Annotated in this window: 19 protein-coding genes; 8 read left to right on the forward strand and 11 right to left on the reverse strand. The window is 68.1% G+C overall.

Features of this window, described 5'->3' with window-relative positions; genetic code table 11:
* The first annotated feature begins 168 nt into the window (after positions 1-168).
* The 5 genes from treZ (at position 169) to CCS01_RS20075 (ending at position 7,000) form a co-directional block, all read left to right on the forward strand.
* Positions 169-1,902: a malto-oligosyltrehalose trehalohydrolase gene (gene treZ, locus CCS01_RS20060; protein WP_104520546.1), complete on the forward strand. Its 1,734-nt coding sequence runs from the start codon at positions 169-171 to the stop codon at positions 1,900-1,902.
* Entirely contained in the window at positions 1,899-3,968 is a 2,070-nt protein-coding gene (gene malQ, locus CCS01_RS20065) for a 4-alpha-glucanotransferase (protein ID WP_104520547.1), read from the forward strand. Before treZ ends, malQ begins: the two co-directional genes overlap by 4 nt.
* Positions 3,965-4,618 (forward strand): alpha-amylase family glycosyl hydrolase, encoded by a 654-nt coding sequence (locus tag CCS01_RS34750; protein ID WP_204848365.1) that lies wholly within the window; start codon positions 3,965-3,967, stop codon positions 4,616-4,618. Before malQ ends, CCS01_RS34750 begins: the two co-directional genes overlap by 4 nt.
* 6 nt (positions 4,619-4,624) lie before the next feature.
* On the forward strand, positions 4,625-6,568 hold the full coding sequence (treY, locus tag CCS01_RS20070; RefSeq protein WP_204848366.1) for a malto-oligosyltrehalose synthase: 1,944 nt from the start codon (positions 4,625-4,627) through the stop codon (positions 6,566-6,568).
* Positions 6,569-6,661: 93 nt separating this feature from the next.
* Positions 6,662-7,000, forward strand: coding sequence for a hypothetical protein (locus CCS01_RS20075; RefSeq protein ID WP_104520548.1), 339 nt, complete (start codon positions 6,662-6,664; stop codon positions 6,998-7,000).
* A 91-nt stretch (positions 7,001-7,091) separates the two neighbouring features.
* On the opposite strand, the gene CCS01_RS20080 is transcribed toward CCS01_RS20075, so the two are convergent.
* The 10 genes from CCS01_RS20080 to CCS01_RS20125 form a co-directional block, all read right to left on the reverse strand.
* Positions 7,092-8,306, reverse strand: a complete 1,215-nt coding sequence (locus tag CCS01_RS20080; RefSeq protein WP_104520549.1) for an MFS transporter — start codon at positions 8,304-8,306, stop codon at positions 7,092-7,094.
* 562 nt (positions 8,307-8,868) lie between these two features.
* Complete coding sequence (gene rplS / locus CCS01_RS20085) at positions 8,869-9,261, reverse strand: 50S ribosomal protein L19 (RefSeq protein WP_104520550.1); 393 nt, start codon at positions 9,259-9,261, stop codon at positions 8,869-8,871.
* 20 nt (positions 9,262-9,281) lie between these two features.
* Positions 9,282-9,992, reverse strand: a complete 711-nt coding sequence (gene trmD, locus CCS01_RS20090; RefSeq protein ID WP_104520551.1) for a tRNA (guanosine(37)-N1)-methyltransferase TrmD — start codon at positions 9,990-9,992, stop codon at positions 9,282-9,284.
* Complete coding sequence (gene rimM / locus CCS01_RS20095) at positions 9,989-10,531, reverse strand: ribosome maturation factor RimM (protein ID WP_104520552.1); 543 nt, start codon at positions 10,529-10,531, stop codon at positions 9,989-9,991. The genes trmD and rimM overlap by 4 nt, the downstream gene beginning before the upstream one ends.
* A 9-nt stretch (positions 10,532-10,540) precedes the next feature.
* Positions 10,541-10,876 carry a 30S ribosomal protein S16 gene (gene rpsP / locus CCS01_RS20100; RefSeq protein ID WP_104520553.1) on the reverse strand — a complete coding sequence of 112 codons (336 nt, stop codon included), beginning with the start codon at positions 10,874-10,876 and terminating at the stop codon, positions 10,541-10,543.
* A 25-nt stretch (positions 10,877-10,901) separates the two neighbouring features.
* Positions 10,902-12,284 (reverse strand): signal recognition particle protein, encoded by a 1,383-nt coding sequence (gene ffh, locus CCS01_RS20105; protein ID WP_104520554.1) that lies wholly within the window; start codon positions 12,282-12,284, stop codon positions 10,902-10,904.
* 652 nt (positions 12,285-12,936) lie between these two features.
* The gene (locus tag CCS01_RS20110) at positions 12,937-14,301 is read right to left on the reverse strand and encodes a TrpB-like pyridoxal phosphate-dependent enzyme (protein ID WP_104520555.1); all 1,365 of its coding nucleotides are present in this window, start codon (positions 14,299-14,301) and stop codon (positions 12,937-12,939) included.
* A 1,108-nt stretch (positions 14,302-15,409) separates the two neighbouring features.
* Positions 15,410-16,012: a PqiC family protein gene (locus CCS01_RS20115; RefSeq protein WP_104520556.1), complete on the reverse strand. Its 603-nt coding sequence runs from the start codon at positions 16,010-16,012 to the stop codon at positions 15,410-15,412.
* Entirely contained in the window at positions 16,012-17,703 is a 1,692-nt protein-coding gene (locus CCS01_RS20120) for a PqiB family protein (protein WP_104520557.1), read from the reverse strand. Before CCS01_RS20120 ends, CCS01_RS20115 begins: the two co-directional genes overlap by 1 nt.
* Complete coding sequence (locus tag CCS01_RS20125; protein ID WP_239992322.1) at positions 17,700-18,851, reverse strand: paraquat-inducible protein A; 1,152 nt, start codon at positions 18,849-18,851, stop codon at positions 17,700-17,702. Before CCS01_RS20125 ends, CCS01_RS20120 begins: the two co-directional genes overlap by 4 nt.
* Before the next feature lie 184 nt (positions 18,852-19,035).
* Here CCS01_RS20125 and CCS01_RS20130 point away from each other — a divergent pair, with 184 nt between their 5' ends.
* From CCS01_RS20130 to CCS01_RS20140, 3 genes are all read left to right on the forward strand, one after another.
* On the forward strand, positions 19,036-20,280 hold the full coding sequence (locus tag CCS01_RS20130; RefSeq protein ID WP_104520559.1) for a paraquat-inducible protein A: 1,245 nt from the start codon (positions 19,036-19,038) through the stop codon (positions 20,278-20,280).
* A 519-nt stretch (positions 20,281-20,799) separates the two neighbouring features.
* A complete protein-coding gene (locus CCS01_RS20135; protein WP_104520560.1) occupies positions 20,800-20,988 on the forward strand; it encodes a type II toxin-antitoxin system HicA family toxin in 189 nt (62 codons plus the stop codon).
* A complete protein-coding gene (locus CCS01_RS20140) occupies positions 20,985-21,371 on the forward strand; it encodes a type II toxin-antitoxin system HicB family antitoxin (RefSeq protein ID WP_104520561.1) in 387 nt (128 codons plus the stop codon). Before CCS01_RS20135 ends, CCS01_RS20140 begins: the two co-directional genes overlap by 4 nt.
* A 502-nt stretch (positions 21,372-21,873) precedes the next feature.
* Here the strand turns inward: CCS01_RS20140 and CCS01_RS20145 are convergent.
* Positions 21,874-22,329 (reverse strand): DMT family transporter, encoded by a 456-nt coding sequence (locus CCS01_RS20145; RefSeq protein ID WP_104520562.1) that lies wholly within the window; start codon positions 22,327-22,329, stop codon positions 21,874-21,876.
* Positions 22,330-22,331 lie beyond the last annotated feature (2 nt).

Below are 22,331 nucleotides of genomic sequence, written 5' to 3' on the forward strand. Positions count from 1 at the left end.
CAGCCAGTTTACCCGGAGTCGCGGAACGAAACGGGTAAAAGCCCGTTTCGGCCCCGTCCGCTCGCGGCCGATGGGCCGGCTGTTGGCATAGATGCGCTATTTGACTGAGTTTTTGCCATTTGATCGCCTCCGCCGCAGCAGCAAGCACGGCGGGCGAGGAAGGCACACATGAATTACAAGACGTCTTCTGCATGTCGGTTTGGTGCGACGCGGCTGGATAGCGGAGCGGTCGAGTTCCGCTTGTGGGCGCCCGCCCAGGAAACCGTATCAGTTGCAATCGAAAGCGGTGGGGTGCTGCCGATGCAGCGCTCACCGGATGGCTGGTTCGTCGCCACGGCGCCGGTGCCCGCCGGCACGCGCTATCATTTCCGCCTGGCCGACGGGCTGATGGTGCCCGATCCGGCGTCGCTGGCGCAGGCCTCCGACGTTCATGGGGCAAGTATCGTGATGGCCGACGACTTCGCCTGGCGCCATCCGGACTGGAAAGGCCGGCCGTGGACCGAGGCAATCATCTATGAAGTTCATCCCGGCGTGGCGGGCGGCTTCCGTGCCATCCGCGACGACCTGCCGCGGCTGAAGACGCTCGGCGTCACCGCGATCGAGCTGATGCCGGTCAACGATTTCCCGGGGCAGCGCAACTGGGGCTACGACGGCGTCCTGCCTTATGCGCCCGACTCGGCCTATGGCACGCCGGAGGACCTGAAGGAACTGATCGATGCCGCCCACGGCCTGGGCCTGATGATGTTCCTGGACGTCGTCTACAATCACTTCGGGCCGGATGGAAACTATCTCTTTACCTATGCGCCGCAGTTCTTCCGGGACGATGTCAAGACGCCCTGGGGGCCAGCCATTGATTTCAGGCGCCGTGAGGTACGAGACTATTTCATCTGCAACGTCATGATGTGGCTGGTGGATTATCGTTTCGATGGCCTGCGATTCGACGCCGTGCACGCGATCCAGGAACAGGATTGGATAGAGGAAATGGCCGCCACCGTGCGCCGCGGCACACAGCCCGGGCGGCACGTCCACCTGATCCTGGAGCACCACAACCAGGCATCGCACCTGCGCAATGGGATCGATGCCCAATGGAATGACGACGGCCACAACGTGCTGCACGCCCTGCTGACCAACGAGGACGGCGGCTACTACGCCGACTATGCGGATGATCCCGCGGCCAAGCTCGCCCGGGTCCTGGCCGAGGGCTGGGTGTACCAGGGCGAGCGATCGGCCTACCTGAACCAGCAGCGCGGCCAGCCTTGCGGCGATCTGCCGCCCACCGCGCATGTCCTGTTCCTGCAGAACCACGACCAGATCGGCAATCGCGCCTTCGGCGAGCGGCTGACCACCCTGGTTTCTCCCAGGGCGCTGGAAGCCGCCATCACCCTGCAGATGCTGTGCCCGCAGATCCCGCTGCTGTTCATGGGAGAGGAAATCGCCTCCACCACACCGTTCCTTTTCTTCACCGATCATCACAACGAGCTGGCCGACGCGGTGCGGGAAGGCCGCCGGCAGGAGTTCGCCGGCTTTGCCGCCTTCGCCGATCCCGCAAAGCGCGCGCAGATCCCGGACCCGAACGCCGAGCCCACGTTCGTGGCCTCGATCCCAAGGCCCGGACCCGGCGCGGCCGAACGCTTCGCGCTTTACCAGCGCCTGATCACGCTGCGCATGCAGGAGATCGTGCCCCGGCTTCCGGGGACGACATCGACCGGCGCCACCGTCATCGGACCCAGGGCGGTGCGCGCCGGCTGGCGGATGGGCGACGGGGCCCGCTTGACGATCGTAACAAATTTGGGCACGGACTCCGTGCCGTTTGATGCGCCGCAGGGACGGCTGCTGTTCTCCTCTGCTGATCCGGGGAAAGCCGGTCCGGTAACGACCGCGTATCTGGAGATTGTTGCATGAGCGACGAAGTCCTTCGCGACCTGGCCCGCCGGGCGGGCGTTGCGGTCGAATGGCAGGATTATGCCGGCAATTCGCATGTCGTTTCACCGCCGGTGCTGCGTCGCGTGCTGGCGGCGCTGGGGCTGCCGGCCGATACCGGGCGGGAGCTGTCGGCCAGCCGCCGGGAACTCAGCAAGCGCAGTTCCCTGGCGGACCTGCCGCCCTTGGTGACGGCGGTCGCCGGCCGCCCGACGCGGCTGGATGTCGGCGGCAACGAATCGCAACCCGCCGAGCTGGTGCTGGAGCGCGGTGAGACGCGGCAGATCTCCCTGCTGCCCGCGCGGGGCCGCCTGCGCATCCCGGCCATCGCCGAAATCGGCTATCACCGGTTGCGGGTGGAGGACCGTGAGATCGTGCTGGCGGTATCGCCCGCCCGGTGCCGCTCGATCGAGGACGTGGTGCCCGACGCCCGCCTGTGGGGCGTGGCGGCCCAGCTTTACGGCCTGACTCACCCGGGCGACGTCGGCATCGGCGACCTGGGCGGCGCGGCCGATCTGTCGCGGGTGGCCGGGCAGAAGGGCGCCGACGCGGTCGCCCTGAGCCCGATGCACGCGCTGTACGCCGCCGATCCCGAGCATTTCGGGCCGTACGCGCCGTCGAGCCGGTTGTTTCTCAACCCGCTGCACGCCGCGCCGGAACTGGTGTTCGGCAAGGCGGCCTATGGCGATGTGCTGGCCCAGGTGCCAGGCGCGGAACCGGGGCCGTCGAACGGGCTGATCGACTGGCCGGCCGCCTCGGCCACGAAATACGCCGTGCTGCGCCGATTGTTCGACAATTTCCTCGACAGTGCCGAGTGGGACGGGCCGCTGGGCGCCGACTTCGCGCGCTTCCGGGCGAACCGGGGGCCGCTGCTGTACGAACATGCCTGCTTCGAGGCGCTGCACGCCGCGCGCATGCCGAAGGCGGAATGGCGCAACTGGCCGCTGGACCTGCGTGATCCGCGCGGTGCGGCGGTTGCGTTCTTCGCCGAATCGCAGGCCGAGGAAGTGCTGTTCCACCAGTTCCTGCAGTGGATCGCCGACCGCTCGGTCGAAGCGGCGCAACTGACGGCGCGCCAGTCCGGCATGCGCATCGGCCTGATCGGTGATCTCGCCGTCGGCATGGACCCGGGCGGCAGCCATGCCTGGAGCCGGCAGAGCGACATCCTGCTCGGCCTGACGATCGGAGCGCCACCGGATTTGTTGAACCCGGCCGGGCAGAACTGGGGCCTGACCAGCTTCTCGCCCCGCGCCATGGAAGAGAACGGTTTCGCGCCGTTCCTGGCCACGTTGCGGGCGGCGATGCGGCATGTCGGCGGCATCCGGGTCGACCATGCCATGGGCCTGGCCCGGTTGTGGCTGATCCCCGAGGGGGCCGACCCGGCCGATGGCGCATATTTGAATTATCCGGTCGTGGATTTGTTGCGGCTGTTGGCGCTGGAATCGGTCCGCCACAACGTGGTCGTGATCGGAGAGGACCTTGGAACCGTCCCGGAAGGCTTCCACGATATGCTGGAGCAAGGCGGTATCCACGGCATGCGGGTCCTGTGGTTCGAACGCGACGGGCAGGCCGGTTTCGTTCCGCCGCGCGGATGGGGCAGCAGCGCCGTCGCCATGACCTCGACCCACGACCTGCCGACGGTCGCCGGCTGGTGGAAAGGCAGCGACATCGACGTGCGGCACGAGCACGGGCGCCTGGGCGAAGGCGTCAATCCCGAGGAAGTCCGCGCCCAGCGCGACAAGGATCGGCCGCTGCTGTGGCATGCGTTCGTGCGGGAAAACGTCACCGAGGGCCCCGTTCCGTCGCCGGAGGAAACGGATCGCGTCGTCGATGCCGCGGTGAGGTTCATCGCCAAGACCGAAGTGCCGCTGTCGCTGATCCCGCTGGAGGATTTCATGGGGCAGGAGGACCAGCCGAACCTGCCCGGGACGGTGACGGAGCATCCGAACTGGCGGCGGCGCCTGCAGGTTCCCGCCAGCGACATCCTGTTGGATGAGACCGTGGCGCGGCGGGTCGAGGCCATTGCGGCGGAAAGGCCGCGTCAGTGACCCACGCCGTCTCCGCCCGGCCGCGGGCGACGATGCGGCTGCAGCTGCACAAGGGCTTCACCTTCGACGCCGCCGCCGCGCTGATCCCGTATCTCGTCGACCTGGGCATCAGCCATGTCTATTCCTCGCCGATCCTGATGGCGCGGGCGGGATCGATCCACGGCTACGACGTGATCGATCCGACCGCGGTCAATCCCGAACTGGGCGGCGAGCCGGGCCTGCGCCGGTTCGTCGCGGCACTGCGCGCGGCGGGGCTGGGGCTGATCGTCGATATCGTGCCGAACCACATGGCCGTCGGCGGCTCCGACAATCCCTGGTGGCTGGAGCTGCTGCGCCATGGCCGCGCCAGCCGCTATGCCGATTTTTTCGACATCGACTGGGATTGTCCGGACCCCGCCCTGCGCGGCAAGGTGCTGGCGCCGTTCCTTGGCCGTAACTACGGCGAGGCGCTGGCGGCGGGCGAGATCCAGTTGCACCAGTCCCCCTCCGGGGAGCCGGTGATCCGCTACTTCGACAACGAATTTCCGATCGATCCCGACACCTACGCCTACATCGCGGAGTGCGGCATCGAATCGTTCCATCCCTCCACGCGCCGCGGACGCTGCCAGTTGCACGCGCTGCTGGAACGCCAGCATTACCGTCTGGCGTGATGGGGCGTGGCCGGCGACGAGATCAACTGGCGGCGCTTCTTCGACATCAACGGCCTCGCGGGGCTGCGGATCGAGGACCCGAAGGTGTTCGAGGAGACCCATGCCACCCTGTTCCGCCTCTACACCGACGGCCTGATCGATGGATTCCGCATCGATCACGTCGACGGCCTGTCGGACCCGCCGGGCTATTGCCGCCGCCTGCGCAAGCGGCTCGACGAACTGGCGCCGGATCGCCGGGCCTACCTGGTGGTGGAAAAAATTCTTGGCGCCGGCGAGGCCTTGCCGACGGACTGGGGGATCGACGGCACCAGCGGCTATGATTTCATGAACGAGGTCAGTGCCGTCCAGCACGCCGAGTCGGGCGCCGCCGTGCTCACCCGGCTGTGGCACGACCTGACGCATCGTCCGGCGGACTTCGAGCGGGAGGAAGTCGCCGCCCGGCGGGAGATCCTGCAGCGCAACTTCGAGGCCCAGCTTGTCGCGGTGACCGCGGCGCTGCATCGCCTGGCGCGATCGGACGTCGCGACACGGGATATCTCCGCCGCGGCGATCCGGCGCGCGCTCGTTGCGCTGCTGGCGCATTTCCCGGTGTATCGCGGTTATGATGCCGGCGCAAAACGCTCGGACATGGACCAGGCCGCGTTTGCCCGGGCGCTGATGGCCGCGAAGGCCGCGGCGCCCGCTTCCGCGCATGCCGTGCTGGATCACCTGAATCGCTGGCTCGGCGGCGAGGACGGCGATCCGGAGACGCTGGCGCTGCGCAAGCTGGCCGGCACGCGGTTCCAGCAGCTGAGTGCCCCGGTCGCAGCCAAGGCGGTGGAGGACACGGCGTTCTACCGCTACGGACGATTGTTGTCCCGCAACGACGTCGGCTTCGATGCGGCGCGGCTGGGCTGCTCGATCGCCGACTTCCATGCCGCGGCGGCACGGCGGCTGGAAACCTTCCCCGACTCGATGCTGGCGACGGCGACGCACGACCACAAGCGTGGCGAGGATCTGCGCGCCCGCCTGGCCGTGATCAGCGAAATGCCGGAAGCGTGGGAGGATTTCGTCCGCCGCTGCCTGGACCTGAACAAGGATGCCGCGCGGCCTGATCCGGGCGATGAGATCATGCTGTACCAGATGATCGTCGGCGCCTGGCCGCTGCAACTGGATGCGAGCGACGAGGCCGGCCGGCAGCAGTTCGTCGAGCGGCTGGCGGGCTGGCAGCAGAAGGCGCTGCGTGAAGCCAAGCTGCGCACCGACTGGACCCAACCGAACGAGGCGTATGAAGCCGCGGCCGGGGATTTCCTGGCCCGGTTGTTTGAACCGGGAAACGGATTCCTGCCCCTGGCGAGGGATTTCATCGACCAGATCGCGGCACCCGGCGCGGTGAATGGCCTGGCGCAGGCGGTGCTGAAAATGACCGTTCCCGGCATGCCTGATTTCTTCCAGGGAACGGAATTCTGGGATTTCAGCCTGGTCGATCCGGACAACCGCAGGCCGGTCGATTACCTGGCGCGCCGGACCGCGCTGTCGGCCGGCATCGAGGCGCGGCACCTGCTGGACTCCTGGCGCGACGGACGGATCAAGCAGGCCGTGATCCACGCGACGCTGGCGCTGCGTCGCGACCTGGAGTCGCTGTTCGCCCGCGGCAGCTACCAGCCTCTGGCGGTGCAGGGGGCGCAGGCGGATCGTATCATTGCGTTTGCACGCTGCGGCGCCGGCGCGGCGGTGGTGGTCGTGGTGCCGCGCCATGCGGATGCGCTGCTGCAGAGCAGGGCCCACCTGAACCTCGATCCCGCCGAGCTTCGCGACAGCTCCGTCATCCTCCCGCCGGAGTTGCGCGGCAGGCCCATGCAGTCGATGCTTGATAGCAACGACATTGTCGTTGCTCAGGCCGGGCTTCGGCTTGATGTTCTGCTGTCGGATCTTCCCGTCAGCATCCTGCGCGCGGTCGATTCTGCGTGATGCCGCGGTGCGGCAAGCCAAACTGAAACAGACAGGCGGCGTTCTTCCCGCATGACCGGCGAATGTTCGTCCGGTTCATGTGGAAGGATGCTCATGATGATCGCGATTTCACGCACGCTACTGCTGTCGGCGGCCCTGACGGCGGCGCCGCTGGTCGCAGCCATCGCGCAGGCGAACGGTCCCGGCAGCAATTACGAAAGCAACCGGTCAACGGCCACCACGGGGGCCGGGCACAACGGGGGCAAGTTCGGCATGAACACCGGGAATGCCGGATCGGGTGCCACGACCGGCGCGGATTCCGCCGCGGCGTCAGGCGAAATGGCGGGTGCCTCGGGCCACACCCTTGTCGCGCCCTCGCAGACCAACCACCCCGACGCGACGGTCCACATGCGGCGGTCGCAGAGCGGCAACGGCCACAGCGGCGGGCAATAATCCACGGTGCCCCGGCCGGATTGTCTTGTGATCCGGCCAGGGCCGGCCTGCGCTATGGCATGGCCGTGACGGAGCGGCAACGGCCGTGCCGTCAGCCCGCCATGTTGGCGCTTAAGAGGGCGGTCCGCCGCCGCGACCGCCAGTCGCTCGCCAGCGCCATGACCGACGTCATTGCCATGAACAGCACCGAGGAGAAGAACACCCAGCGCGGCAGGTTGTGATCCATGATCCAGCCGCCAAGCAGCGGGCCGATGGTGCCGCCGATGTTGAAGCCGGTGGTGACGATGCCGAACACCCGGCCGAAGGCGCCAGGCGGCGAGGCGGCCCGCACCAGCATGTCGCGCGACGGCGAGATCATGCCGGACAGGAACCCGGCACCGCCCATCGCCGCCACCAGCAGCGGCGTGCCGAGCGCGACGGTTCCCACCAGCAGCACCAGCACCGCCGCCGCGCCGAACCCCAGCGCCGCGACGTCGCCGTGCCGCTGTGTCCGATCGGCGATGACGCCGCCGGCCAGCACGCCGATGGCCGAGCTGAACAGGAAGGCCGACAGCGCCAGGTTCGCCGCCGACAGCGAAACGCCGTACACCGACACCAGGGCGACGGCGGAATAGTTTGTCAGCGCGCCGCTGCTCAGGCTGAGCAGGGCGAAGAACCCGACCAGCCCGATGACCGTCGGCGTCAGCAGGTGCTTCAGCGGAATGTGCGTGGCGCCCGGGGCGCGTTGCGCCGCGGTTCGGTCCAGCCAGCCGGCGAACGCCAGCGGCACCGCCACGGCCAAGCCAAGTCCCCCGGCCGCGATGATCGCCGTCCGGTAGCCGAAATGCTGCGCCGCCAGCAGCATCACGATCGGCGCGATGGCACTGCCGGCGAACCCCGCGAACGTATGAAACGAAAACGCCTTGCCCAGGCGGGCGGGCTCGATGACGGCGCCGAGTATGGCGTAGTCGGCGGGGTGATAGACGGCGTTGGCCACGCCCAGCAGCACCGACGCGCACAGGATCCAGGCATAGACCGGGAAGATGCCGATGGAGACATACGCCAGCCCGCCCAGCGTCAGCCCCGCGACCAGCACGCGGCGGGCACCGAAACGATCCACCGCATAGCCCATTGGCGTCTGCACCAGGCCGCTGACGACGTTGAACAGGGTGATCGCCAGGCCAAGCTCGACGAAGCCGATGCCCAGGCGCGCCTTCAGCATCGGAAACAGCGGCACCAGCACGAGGTAATAGAAGTGGCTGACCAGATGCGCGGCGCAGATCAGCGCCAGCGACTTCAGTTCAATCCGTTGCGGCGGTGGGTTCATTGGGCGCTCTGCGGTCGTGGCTTCGGAACGGTGCCAATGATACCAGCGGCGGCGGGGCGGTCGAGTCTTGGGGGCAGGGTCCTGTCCGGCGACGGGAGGAAAGGGATAGGGATGTGCGGACGCGGTGCGATACAATTGTCATGCGCCGCAGCCCGGGCGGCTCGTCCGGGCAGGGTGTGTCCGCATGGTATCAGGATAAGCGGAGCCGCGGAGCAAGGTCGTCTCCCCGTCGTCATGGCCAGGCGTGTCCCGGCCATCTGCGCTGCAACGGCGGGGGGTAGATGGCCGGGACACGCCCGGCCATGACGGAGGGAAAACGGCTGCGGCGCCAAATCCTTCTCCGGCAATCACCCTGTCCTGATTCGCATGGGGACAGGCTTGGCCATGACGGTGAGAGAATGGCCGCGGCGCCAGCCGACTATGTCAGCGCCTGTACGGACAAACCGGGCCATGCCGGGGCTGTAGCCGATACCATGACGCGGCCGCAACCACTGCCCTTGTCCTCACGTCGATGAGGCGTGGGCCGGCCACCCACGCCCCTGCAACGGCAGTCCCTACGCTCTTACTCCGCCGCGGCTTCGGGCGCCTGGGTCTGGGAGCGGGCGCGCTCGGCGATGCGGGCGGACTTGCCGCTGCGGCCGCGCAGGTAATACAGCTTGGCGCGCCGGACGTCGCCGCGGCGCACCACCGCGATCTCGGCGATCGTCGGGGAATACAGCGGGAAGACGCGCTCCACGCCCTCGCCGTAGCTGATCTTCCGCACCGTGAAGTTGCTGTTCAGGCCCTTGTTCGAGCGGGCAATGCATACGCCCTCGAACGCCTGGGTCCGGGTGCGCTCGCCTTCGACGACCTTCACCGAGACGCGCACCGTGTCGCCCGGCATGAAGTCCGGCACCGCCCGCTGGGCGGTCAGGCGCGCGATCTGCTCCGCCTCATACTGCTGGATGATGTTCATGGCTTGACCCTTCTGTTTTCCTATGAGGCGGCGGAAGCCGCATGTTCCGGTGAGGCGAACGCGGCCCACAAATCGGGACGGCGCTCGCGCGTGATTCGTTCAGCTTCCGCCTGCCGCCAGGCGGCGACGGCGCCGTGATGGCCGGACAGCAGCACCTCCGGCACGCGGCGCCCCTGCCACTCGGCCGGGCGGGTGTACTGGGGATATTCCAGCAGGCCGGCGGAAAAGCTTTCCTCGGCCGCGCTGTCGGCCGAACCCATGACGCCGGGCAGCAGCCGCACGGTGGCGTCCAGCAGCACCAGCGCCGCCAGCTCGCCGCCGGACAGCACGTAGTCGCCGATGCTGATTTCCTCCATGAAGCGGGCGTCGATGACGCGCTGGTCGATGCCCTCGTACCGGCCGCATAGCAGCACCACGCCGGGCGCGGCGGCGAACCGCCGGACGTCGGCCTGGGCCAGGCGGCGGCCGCGGGGCGTGAGGCAGACCAGCGGCCGGCCGTCGTCCACGGATGCCACGGCGGCATCGACGATGTCCGGCCGCAGCACCATGCCGGCGCCACCACCGAACGGCGTGTCGTCCACCGTGCGATGCCGATCGGCCGCGAAGTCGCGGATGTTGCCGACGTCCAGCGACCAGGCGCCGGTTTCCAGCGCCCGCCCGGCCAGGGAAAGACCGAGCGGGCCCGGGAACATCGCCGGGAACAGCGTCAGGACGGAGGCGCGCCAGGTCATGCCGCGGCGTCCTCCGGCGTTGACGGCACGACGATCTCGTCCGGCAGCGCCACGACCAGCTTGCCGCCGGCGATGTCCACCGTCGGCACGCAGGCCTTGGTGAACGGCAGCAGCAGGGACGCGGCGCCGGGACGCTCGATCTCCAGGCTGGCGCCGGCGCCGTAGTCGTGTACCACCGCCACCGTGCCCAGGGTGTTCCCATCCGGGTCCACCGCCGCCAGCCCGATCAGGTCCGCGAGGTAGAACTCGTCGTCCCCGGGCCGGGGCAGGGCGGCGCGGTCGATGAACAGCCTGGTGTTGGTCAGCTTTTCCGCCGCCGTGCGATCGGCCACCTTCACCGGCTTGCCGTTCACCAGGCGGGACACCTCGGCGACGCCGTCGGACACCCAGCGCAGCACGTAAAGCTGGCCGGCCGCGTCGGACAGAGGTCCGTACGCGGTCAGGTCCGCGGAATCCGCCGTGTGGCTCGTCACCCGCACGTGCCCACGTACGCCGTGGGCCCGGCCGATGACGCCAACCTGGATGCGGCTGTCCGGCACCGGCGGTCCTTACGCGGCCGCCGCGGCCTTGGCGCGTTCCTGCGCCTTCTTCTTCGGCGCGGACTGCTTCGGCTGCTCGTTCCACGCCGGCATCGGGGCGAGGCCGGCCTTGCCGAGGAACTTCGCCACGCGCTCGGTCGCCACGGCGCCGTTCTGCAGCCAGTGGGTCAGGCGGTCTTCCTGCAGGCGGACGCGGTCCTCGTGCTCGGCCGGCAGCATCGGGTTGTAGCTGCCGACGCGCTCGATGAAGCGGCCGTCGCGCGGACTGCGGCTGTCGGCGATGACGATGTGATAGTAGGGGCGCTTCTTGGCGCCGGCGCGGGCGAGGCGGATCTTCAGGCCCATGGGTCTTGGTAACTCCTGGTTCTACTTAGAATGGTCTGCGGTGTTGGGAGGACATGCCCTTCGGCATCAGGGCGCTCAGGCCGTGGCGCATCAGGCCCTTCTGCCCGAGCTTGCCCATTTTCTTGATCACGGCGGACATGTCGTCGAACTGCTTCAGCAGCCGGTTGACGTCCTGCACGGTGGTGCCGGAGCCGGCGGCGATGCGCTTCTTGCGGCTGGCCTTGATGATGTCCGGCGTGCGCCGTTCCTTGATTGTCATCGACGAGATGATCGCCGCCTGGCGCTTGAACATCGTGGTGTCCAGGTTGGCGTCGTTGATCTGCTGCTTCATCTTGCCCAGGCCCGGCAGCATCTCGAGCATGCCGGAGAGGCTGCCCATCTTGGTGATCTGGCGCAGCTGCGCGGCATAGTCCTCGAGGTCGAACTTGCCCTTCAGCATCTTGGCGGCAAGCTTCTCGGCCTCGGCGTGGTCGATCGTCTCGCTGGCTTTTTCCACCAGGCCGACGATGTCGCCCATGCCCAGGATGCGGCCGGCAACACGCTCGGGGTGGAAGTCCTCCAGCGCGTCCTGCTTCTCGCCCACGCCGACGAGCTTGATCGGCGCCCCGGTGACGGCGCGCATCGACAGGGCGGCGCCGCCGCGGGCATCGCCGTCCATGCGGGTGAGCACGACGCCGGTGATCTGCAGCGCGTCGTTGAACGCCTTGGCGGTGTTGACGGCGTCCTGGCCGGTCATGGCATCGACGACCAGAAGCGTTTCCGCCGGATTGGTGGCGGCGCGGACCTGGCGGACCTCGTCCATCAGCTCCTGATTGATCGACAGGCGGCCGGCGGTGTCGAGGATGACGACGTCGAAGCCTTCGCGGCGGCCGACGTCCATGGCGCGGTTGGCGATCTGCACCGGGGTCTGGCCGGCGACGATGGGCAGCGACGGCACGCCCGCCTGCTCGGCGAGCTGGGCCAGCTGCAGCTGCGCGGCGGGGCGCTGGGTATCGAGGCTGGCGAGCAGCACGCGGCGGCGCAGGCGATCCTTCAGCCGCAGCGCGATCTTGCCCGACGTGGTGGTTTTGCCCGACCCTTGCAGGCCAACCATCAGGATCGGGATGGGGGCGGGGGCGTTGAGGTTGATCGGCACCGCGCCTTCGCCGCCAAGCTGCTCGATCATCACGTCGTTGACGATCTTCACCACCTGCTGGCCGGGGGTGACCGAGCCGAGCACCTCGGAGCCGATGGCGCGTTCCCGCACCTTGGTGACGAAGTCGCGGACGACGGGCAGGGCGACGTCGGAGTCGAGCAGCGCGAGGCGGACCTCACGCAAGGCCTCGGTGACGTCGGCCTCGCTCAGCGCGCCGCGGGCGCGGAGGCCGTCGAAGACGCCGGACAGTTTGTTCGACAGGGATTCGAACACGTGTGCCGATACTCCAGGCGCGCGGGGTGCGCGTTGTTCCAAACGGTTAAGCGCCGCTGCGCGAACCCTCGCGGAGCGGCGTAGCCCCCGCCCATGGCGGGGACCGGGTGACAGGTTGACCCGGATCGGCCGCTTATGGCGATGGATGACGGGAGAGTCAACTTTCGTCGTCAGATGATGCGCGTCTCAATTATTGGAATTGCGCGCTACCCCAGCAACTTGGTGCGCTTGGACATCAGATGCATGTCGCAACACACGATCGACATGGCTTGCATACCCACTCTGATGCCAATGCTCAGGTGCGCTTGCTGTGATCCGGTGCGAGATAGCCCGGGTCCGAGTCCTCTCTGCCGGGCAGACTCCCAATGACCGGAACGCGTCGCGATCAGCCGCAGGATCAGCAGATGGCCCCTCCGCCCTCCCTTCAGTGGGCCGAAATCGTCAGCACTGACACATGTCAGCCCGTTACCCGGACGAATGCGGCCCGGGAAGGGTTCTTCAGCGCCTCCGGCATCGGAGAACGGGACCAGCCGCCGCACCAGCAACGCTGACCGATCTGCTCCCGCCTCATCGATCGGATACGGATCGTCGTGTCGCCCGCTCGAGCGGTCACTGCGCGGCCGGGCGGCGCGTCACCGCCCGGCACCTGCCGCTACGCCGGCACCTTCGGCAGGTCCGCCAGCGCCGCCTGCAGCACCGCCTCGTCGTAGTTGCGGTCTTCGAGCTTGCCGGCGAAGTAGTCCAGGTACGCCTGCATGTCGAAGTGCCCGTGCCCGGACAGGTTGAACGCGATCGTCCGCGCCGTGCCCTCCTGCTTGCAGCGCAGCGCCTCGTCGATCACGCAGCGGATCGCGTGCGTCGCTTCCGGCGCCGGCACGATGCCCTCGGCACGGGCGAACTGCACGCCGGCGTCGAAGCACGGAGTCTGGTTGTAGGCGCGCGATTCGATCAGTCCCAGCTCCTGCACCAGGCTGACCAGCGGCGCCATGCCGTGGTAGCGCAGCCCGCCGGCATGGAAGCCGGGCGGCACGAAGGCAGAGCCCAGCGTGTGCATCCGCACCAGCGGCGTCAGGTGCCCGGTGTCGCCGAAATCATAGGCATAGCGCCCGCGCGTCAGCGTCGGGCAGGCCGTCGGCTCGCAGGCGATCGCCTGCACCTTGCGCCCGCCGCGCAACTGCTCGCCCAGGAACGGGAACACCAGACCGGCGAAGTTCGACCCGCCGCCGGCGCAGCCGATGACAATATCGGGATAGTCGTCCGCCATCTCGAACTGCTGCAGCGCCTCCAGCCCGATCACCGACTGGTGCAGCAGCACGTGGTTCAGCACCGAGCCGAGCGCATAGTTGGTGTCGGCGTTCTGCGCCGCGATCTCGACCGCCTCGCTGATGGCGATGCCCAGGCTGCCGGAGGTGTCCGGATGCTCGGCCAGCACCCGCCGTCCGGCCTCGGTCTCGGTGCTGGGGCTGGAGACGCATTTGGCGCCCCAGACCTCCATCATCGCCTTGCGGTACGGCTTCTGGTTGAAGCTGGCGCGCACCATGAAGACCCGAACCTCCAGCCCGAACATCGCGCCGGCATAGGCCAGCGACGAGCCCCACTGGCCGGCGCCGGTCTCGGTCGTCAGCCGCCGGATGCCGGCTTCCTTGTTGTAGAACGCCTGCGCCACCGCGGTGTTCAGCTTGTGGCTGCCGGGGGCGCTGACGCCTTCGTACTTGAAATAGATGCGCGCCGGGGTGTCCAGCGCCGCCTCCAGCCGCCGGGCGCGGATCAGCGGCGAGGGTCGCCACTGCCGGTAGATCTCCCGCACCGGCTCGGGGATCGGCACCTGCCGCTCGGCGGTGACTTCCTGCATGATCAGCTCGGGCGGGAACAGCGGCGCCAAATCGGCTGGGCCGAGCGGCTGCAGCGTGCCGGGATGCAGCGCCGGCGAGGGCGGCCGCGGCAAGTCGGCAACGATGTTGTACCACTCCGTTGGGATTTTCGTCTCGTCGAGCACGTATTTGACCTGCGCGCCCATGGCCGGCACCTCTATCGTTACAATCCGGACAGATTAGCGCAAGCCGCGTGGAGCGCAAATGCGCGGCAGCCGCATGGTCGCCCCGCGTTTCGTCATCGTCATGGCCGGTGCCCATACGTATCAGGATTAACACGGCGGCTGGAGGAGGATTTGGCGCCGCGGCCGTTCTCTCACCGTCATGGCCGGGCGTGTCCCTACGCAATGCACACATCTCGGAAACGGTCCGCCGCGGCGTTTCCCTTTCGTCATGGCCCGGCTTGTCCGGGCCACCTGTCGCGGCACAAGTGCTGGAATAGGTGGCCCGGACGAGCCGGGCNCACCTGTCGCGGCACAAGTGCTGGAATAGGTGGCCCGGACAAGCCGGGCCATGACGATGGTGGAACGCTCTTGGCGCCCAGGCAAGCACTTGATTTTACGGTCATTTCCGACTCGTTTCCAGGATGTGTGCATTGCGTAGGGCGTGTCCCGGCCATCCACCCCCCGCCGTCGCAGCGCAGATGGCCGGGACACGCCCTACCGCATGCACACATCGTGGAAACAACTGCGAAACCAGGCGCTCGCCCGTGCCCGGGAACGTTGCCGCTCGGTCCCGGCGGCGCATTTGCTGGCAAGCGGCCGGCCGAGGGTGCGCAGGGCCACGGCGCTATGGCGTGCGTGGCTCGCACATCCGGTGTGGGGCATCCTGCCCACCGGGATGGGGCGGGATCGGGTTTGCCACCGCAATCAAGCGGACACGGAGTTCCATGGTGTTTGCACGGCGTTTCACGGAGGACGTGGATATTGCGCTTCGCGCGAAGCGCCTGAAATCATCGAACGCTGCCACAGGGGCGACCATGTTGCGGGCGCCCGGACGACTCCGTGAAACTCCGTGCCAACCCCGTGTAACTCCGTGTTCGCTTGATTGCTGCCGGTGAAACCGGCACAGGCCGTGACAGGATGAGCCACGGTTGCAGCGGACCGTTTCCGAAATCTGTGCATCCCGTATGGACACGCCCGGCCATGACGGTGAGGGAGAAGCCCTCCCTCCGCTGATACGCATGGGGGGTAAGCCCGGCCATGACGATGAGGCACCGACTGCGCGTCTCAACCTGTCTACGGTCCGCCGGTATCAGACCCGGGCGGCAATATCGTCCGCCAGCCGGCCCACAGCCTGGCTCATCGCCGCCGTCACCGCATCGGGGTTCGCGGACCCGGCGTTCACCCGCACGTCCACGTGGTGGCTGCGCGTGCCGCCGCGCTGGTCGGGACGGCCGATGGCCCAGTCCGCCACCAGCCGCACCTCGCCCTGGCTGTCGCCGCTGAATTCCTGCACGTTCACCACCAGGGTGCGCACGCCGCCGGGCGGCGTCGGATCGCCGGGCGCGAGCACCTGCGCATCGCCCAGCCGCTGGCGCAGGTCGTCGGTCAGCGTGTGGCGCATCAGGCCGTCCAGCGGGGCCACCCAGCGGTCCACGCTCAGCACGTTCACGGTCGTGCCGGGCCCGCGCATCACCAGCGCCTGCCGGTCCAGCGCGCCGGGCAGGTCGACGTCGCCGACCTGTATCGGCGGCCCGGACCGGTCCGACGCGACGCTGCCGTGCTGCGGCGGCTCCGTCACCAGCGTGTGGAAATGCGTCTTCGGGCTGCCGCCGCACGCGCTCAGCACCAGGATGGGCAGCAGCAGGATGGGCAGCCGGTGGATCGGCCGCACGACCGCAACGCCTCGCTTCATCAGAAACCTCCTCGGCCATGCAGCAGCGCCGCCGGATGGCGATCCAGGTAGTCGGCCAGTTCGCGCAGGCTGCGGGCGGCGCGGTTCAGCTCATACAGCGTGCCGCCCAGGCTGCCGTTGCCCGGCTCGGTCGAGGCCAGGGCCGAGTTGCCGACGATGCCCTGCGCTGCCCGCATGGTCTCCTGCGCCTCGGTCGCGGCGCGCCGCAGCTCGGTCAGCAGCGGGTCCACCTGCGCGTTGGTCTTGCGCGAGATCTGCTCGATATTGGCCAGCGACCTGTCGAGGTTGGCCAGGCTCTGCGTCAGCTCCGGCGAGGCGGCGATGGACGCGAAATGCTGCGTCATGGTGTGCACCTCGTCGGCGATCTGGTCCAGCGGCATCGCGTTGAGCTTCCCGGCCACGGAACTGAGCGACGCCATGATCCCCGACACGCCGGAGGACGGCCCGGCCGGGATCTCCGGCACCGGCCCCGACCCCAGGGAGGCCGCCGTTGCCGACGGCACGAAGGCCAGCTGCACCGACTTCCCCCCCACCAGCGGGATCTTGCTGCCCAGCCGCGCCCGCAGCCCCTGGCCGATCAGCCGGCGCATCAGCGCGTCCATCTGCGGCTTCGGGTCGTCTGCCCAGCTGGCATTACCGGCCAGGTCGATCTCGCCCGGCTCGATCGCCAGCGTCGCAACGGTGTGCAGCGAGCCGTCCGACGGATCGTACTGCAGGCGGCTTTCGGTCACGGTGCCAACGCGCTTGTCATCCAGCGTCACCGGCGCGCCGGCCGTCAGCGCGCCGGCCTCGGCGGCGTGGAACACCACCTGGTAGCGCACCGCCCGGCTGTTGGGCGCATGGACCGCGGCGTCCTTCGTGTCATAGAGCTTGAAGACCGTATCCGGTTTCGCGGCCGGCGCATTGCCCGGGATGTCGGGTGTCTCGAACGCCACCGCCCCCTCCAGCAGCGCCGGCACGGATTGCAGTTGCAGCCGCGGCCCGCCGTTCGCCATCGAGACCTGCACCGCCCCGGCATTCCAGAACCGCGTATCCTGGCGCACCAGCTTGTCGAACGGCGTCGTGATCGAGATGTCGACGCGGAAATGTCGCTGGTCCTTCTCCAGGTGCGCGCCTTCGACTTTCCCGACCTCCAGGTCCCGGTAATAGATCACCGCGCCGTGGCCGACATTGCCGAGGCTGGAGGCTTGCAGGACATAGTGGGTGCCGCCCGGCTCATCGGCGGTGACCGGCCGCTCGGACAGGCCCGTGTAATGATCCTGCTTGTTCCCGGGATGCGGCTCGATGCCGATATACGGGCCCGAAATATCCGACTTCAGCGCGGCGAGATTGCTGAAGCTGGGCTTCTGGCCGGCGATCCAGAACTTCGTGCCCGGTCCCAGATGACCGGCCAGATCGGCATGCAGACGTAGTACAACCTGCACATGCGTCAGGTCGCTCTTTTCCAGCGTGACGCTTTCGACCTGCCCGACATTCATGCCGTGGAACTTCACTTTGGTGTCGTCGGCCTTCAGATCGGCCGTCGGGAAGGTCACGGTGACCGACGGCCCGCGCTGGGTGAACTGCTGGAACACCAGGTAGCCGACAACGGCCAGCGCCGCGATCGGCACGCTCCAGATCCAGCCGGGCCACCGGCTGTGGTGTTCCACGGCCTCGGGCACTTTTTCGTTGTCGGGCGCTTTCTCGCTCATGATCGCACGTGGTCCCAGATCAATCGTGGATCAAAGACGCGCACCGCCAGCATGGTCAGCACGATCACCGCCAGGAACGCCGGCGCGCCGGTGGCGGCCCGCACGCTCACCAGGCCGCTGAACTGCATCAGCGGCAGGAAGATGGCGATCGTGAATATGTCGATGTTCGACCAGCGGCCGATTTCCTTGATCACGCGATAAAGTTTTGTTTTGAACACTAATCGCCGCGGCGAACCGCGCCGCGCCGACCAGATCAGCCAGGTCATGCCGATCAGCTTCAGGAGTGGAATGGCAATGCTGGCGGTGAAGATCACCGCTGCCAGCGGCCACAGGCCGGCTCCGATAAGCTGCTCCACACCGCTGGCGATGGTGTGGCGCTTGGTCTCGCCAAGCTGGATGTCGATGCTCATGGGAAAGTAGTTGGCCACCGGGTACAGCAGGTAGCCGGCCGCCACCAGCGCGGTGGCCTGCACCAGTGAGAACGGCCGCCGGCGGAACAACGGCGCCGCGCAGCGCGGACAGCGGCCGCCCTCCATGCTGCCGGGGAGGATCAGTTCGCATTCGATGCAGGCGATGCTGTTATCCCTGGGTGGTGGTGGTGGCGGCGGGGTTGCAATCCGCCGCCAGACGGCGCGGCGGTCGAGCGTGGCCCGCGTCAGCATCGACAACCCCGCCGCCGCCAGCAGGCACCAGCCGCCGGGCGCGATGTGCATCGGCAGCCGGGCCGCGACGCGGCTGTAGCCGATGACGGCGCCGATCAGGAAGACATCGGGCATCGCCCACAGGTCCAGGTGCTCCGCCCAGCGGAACATCCGCCCGGTCCAGGGCCGCTGCCGGCGGAAGCGGACGGCGGCCAGTACGGCCGAGAGCATGCCGAAGCGCAGGAACGGCAGGATGATGCCCTGCAGCCCGACGACGATGGCCAGCAGCAGCCAGCCCTCCGACCACATGCCGATCACGCCCGAGCCGAGTCGTGACGAGCGGCTGAGGCCGTCGAACGCGACGCGCAGCAATGGCATCAGGTTGGCCGGGAACAGCAGCAGCAGGGTCGCGAGGGAAAGGGCCAGCGGCGCGTCCATCCCGCGCCCGGTGGAACGCTCCAGCGTGTTGCCGCATCGGCAGCACAGCAGCTTGCCGCGTCCGCGCAAGGCGGGGACGTGCTGTGCGGTCCCACAGTCCGGACAGGCAAGAAGCATCAGGGGCCAGCCACGATCACCAGAGGTTGCGGTGGCGGAAACGCAAACGACGCGGTTTGGTTTTTTTACCATCTGGTCAGCCGACCGCACGAAACGGCGGGCGGGCGTGCGAGTTCCGTTCGGCGGGAGACCGGTCATGATCATCGCCTGCCCGGATTGCGGGCTTGTGCAATGCCTGCCGTCGCCGCCGCGGCGCGGCCGCCTGGAATGCCGCCGCTGCGGCGGAGTCCTGGAGCGGCGCTCCGGCCGCAGCCTGGATGCCGCCTTCGCCTGCGCCATCGCGACCCTGCTGCTGCTGTTCCCGGCCAACCTGCTGCCGCTGGTCCGCGTGCGCGGGCCGGCCGGGATCGAGGCGTTCACGTATCTCGGCTCGGGCTGCGCGCTGATCTGGGACCAGGGCTGGCCGCTGGCGGCCACCGTGCTCGGCTTGCAGGGCATTCTGTTGCCGTTCCTGCGGTTCGGCTTGCTGGTGGCGGCCCTGGGGGCGCTGCGGCTCGGCGAGCAGCCGCCCTGGATCGGCCGGGCGTTCCGTTATGCGGAATATCTCGACCTGTGGGCGATGCCGGATGTGCTGCTGATCGGCGGCATCATCGGCTACGGCCGCATCGCCGTGTTCGTGCCGACGCACATCCAGGATGGCGGCCTGTGCCTGGTCGCGGCCGCGGTGCTGGCGATGCTGACCCGCGCCACGCTCGATCGCCGGGCCGTCTGGCGGCGGATCGCCTTGCCAGCGGAGCGCGTGGCCGCGGACCGGCTCGCCTGCATCGCCTGTGACATGGTGATGCCCGGGGACGCCAGGCACTGCGCGCGTTGCGGCGCGTCGCTGCACCGGCGCAAGCCGTTTTCACTGATGCGGACCAACGCCCTGGCGCTGACCGCCTTCCTGCTGCTGCCGGTGGCGAACTACTTCCCCGCCAGCCTGCTGTGGGAGGTCGGAGACCTGCATCCGCGGACGATCTTCGCCAATATCCGGATTCTGTTCCAGCAGGGCTATGCGCCGGTGGGCCTGCTGATCTTCTGCACCAGCATCGCCCTGCCGCTGCTGAAAATCGGCGGCGTGGGGTGGTTCTCGCTGTCCGTGATGCGCCGGTCCCGCCGCGCGCTGCACATGAAGACGCGGTTCTACCGCATCCTGGAGACGGCCAGCCGCTGGTCCAACCTGGACCCGTTTTCCGTGATGATCTTCGCGCCGATCCTGCAGTTCGGCCCGCTCGCGCATGTCGTGCTCGGCGGCGGCGGGCCGGCGTTCCTGGCGGTGCTGGTGATCTCGACGCTGGCCATCCGGATGTTCGACCCGCGGCTGATGTGGGATTGCGCGGGCAATGGCGGGCCGGGGGCGGTGGGGTCCTGGCGGGATCTGGCAGGCAAGTCGTCAGGATAGGGCGGGCGTGGTTAAGTCTGTGATATTGGTCACATCTTCACAGCGCGAATGGGTGATTCCGTTCGCGGACTGGTATGAGGTAGATGCAGGTCAAGGGCAGAACACAATGTATTCCGGCCGGAGAGTGCCGTCCGGCGCAACGGGAAGGTGTCTCGGAACCCGTTCTCATCCGCCCGTATCCTGGCCTGGTCCCCGCGCGCCGCAGCACGCCACCGGGCGCCGCTGTCCCCAACGCCGCCGATGGCCGTTGCCGTGACCCGGACGACTCCAATCGCCATCCCAAACCCGCCGCGCCGAGATGTCATTCCGGGGCCGAACGCGTCAAATCAACACCGGCCTGCGGCAATCAGCGCTCACACCGCTGAGCGTCCGGGGTGAAATCTCCGCAGCGGTCAACCGGCCTCCTCCCCCCACCGCGTTCATCCAACGAGTTTTTTGCGCCGGCTTCGCAATGCGAAGACCCCTGATTCGTTTTTACACACTCTTTACACATTGGATGGCAGCCTCTATGAGGCAGGCGTGAACAGCCGGCAGATCATTCGCGCGCTCAAGGCTGCCGGCTGGGAGCATGTCCAGACGAGCGGGGACCATTGGCAATTCAAGCATCCCACACGACCCGGACGGGTGACGGTGCCGCATCCCAAGCGGGATTTGCCACCCGGCACGTTGCGGAGCATTGAGAAACAGGCGGGGATCAAGTTGAGATGACGGCCTACATCGCGCTCATTCGCAAAGAGCCTGGCAGCGACTTCGGGGTGGACTTCCCTGATTTCCCGGGCTGCGTCACCGCGGGGCGGACGCTGGATGAAGCGCGCCGGATGGCCAGCGATGCGCTGGATCTGCACATCCGCGGCATGGTCGAGGACAGCGAACAACTCCCCGAACCATCGTCGCTTGATGCTATCATGGCTGACCCCGGCAACCGCGATGCCGTCGCATTCCTGGTGGATGCCGCCAGCAAGCCGGCGCGATCGGTCCGCGTCAACGTGATGCTGCCGGCGGACCTGGTCGAGGCGATCGACCGCAGCACGAACAACAGGTCGCGCTTTCTCGCCGACGCAGCCAGGGCAAAGCTGCGCGAGGTCGCCTGACCGCGGTCCCCGCCACAGGGCCTGGACCCAACCGTTGTGCCACCGAGGGCCATTTGGGCCGAAATGGCGACTGAACCTGCAGAAATCCCAACTACTAACGAGACGGCCAAAGGGCGGCCATCCCCGATCGTCATGCCGGGCGAAGGCCCGGCATCCACGCCTTGCGGTGCCGCTATCAGCAAAGGCGTGGATGGCGGCTCGGAGCCTGTGCCCGGGCTTGTCCCGGGTAGCTGCCATGACGAGAGGGGCGGTTCGCTGCCGCACGGGCCAGACGTCAGGGGTTTGACCGTGTCCTTGGTATGACGGCGCGCGATGATGAACCGCCCGACGTACAGGCTCTGAGACGGAAGTGAGCCTCCGGCGCACAATAGTCGCCAAGAGGCCACCAGCAGGCGGGACGGAATGTCCGGTTGCGGGATTACCCGAGATGCTGGGTCAAAGACGTCGTTGGATGGGGCTGCTGGTATCATGCGTGCGCGTTGGACACCCCCGCACAGCCCGCTCAGAACCGCGTCACCAGCACGATGCCGATCACCATCAGCAGGCCGCCCAGCATCCGCCCACTGTTCAGATGATGCACCGGCATCCCGAACAGCCCGTACTGGTCGATCACCAGCGACATCAGGATATTCGCCGTGATCGTCAGCCCGGCGAACGGCCCCGCGCCGATCCGGTCTACGAACAGCAGCCCCGCCACCACCGCGAACGCGCCGACAACCCCGCCCCACGGCGCCCACCACGGCGTCGCCAGCACCGTCTGGACCGTCGGCATCGGCCGCGGCAGGAAGAACAGGATGATCCCCAGCAGGATAACGATCGGCACGAACGACACCAGGCTGGCCAGCCACGGATTGACCAGGGCATTGCGCAACGCCCCGTTCATCGGCGGTCCCCAGGCCTGCAGCGCGCCTGCCGCCAGAATGAGCGGATAAAGCCAGACCGTGCTCAGGCTCTGCATCA

The organism is Rhodopila globiformis (assembly GCF_002937115.1).
GTDB lineage: Bacteria > Pseudomonadota > Alphaproteobacteria > Acetobacterales > Acetobacteraceae > Rhodopila > Rhodopila globiformis.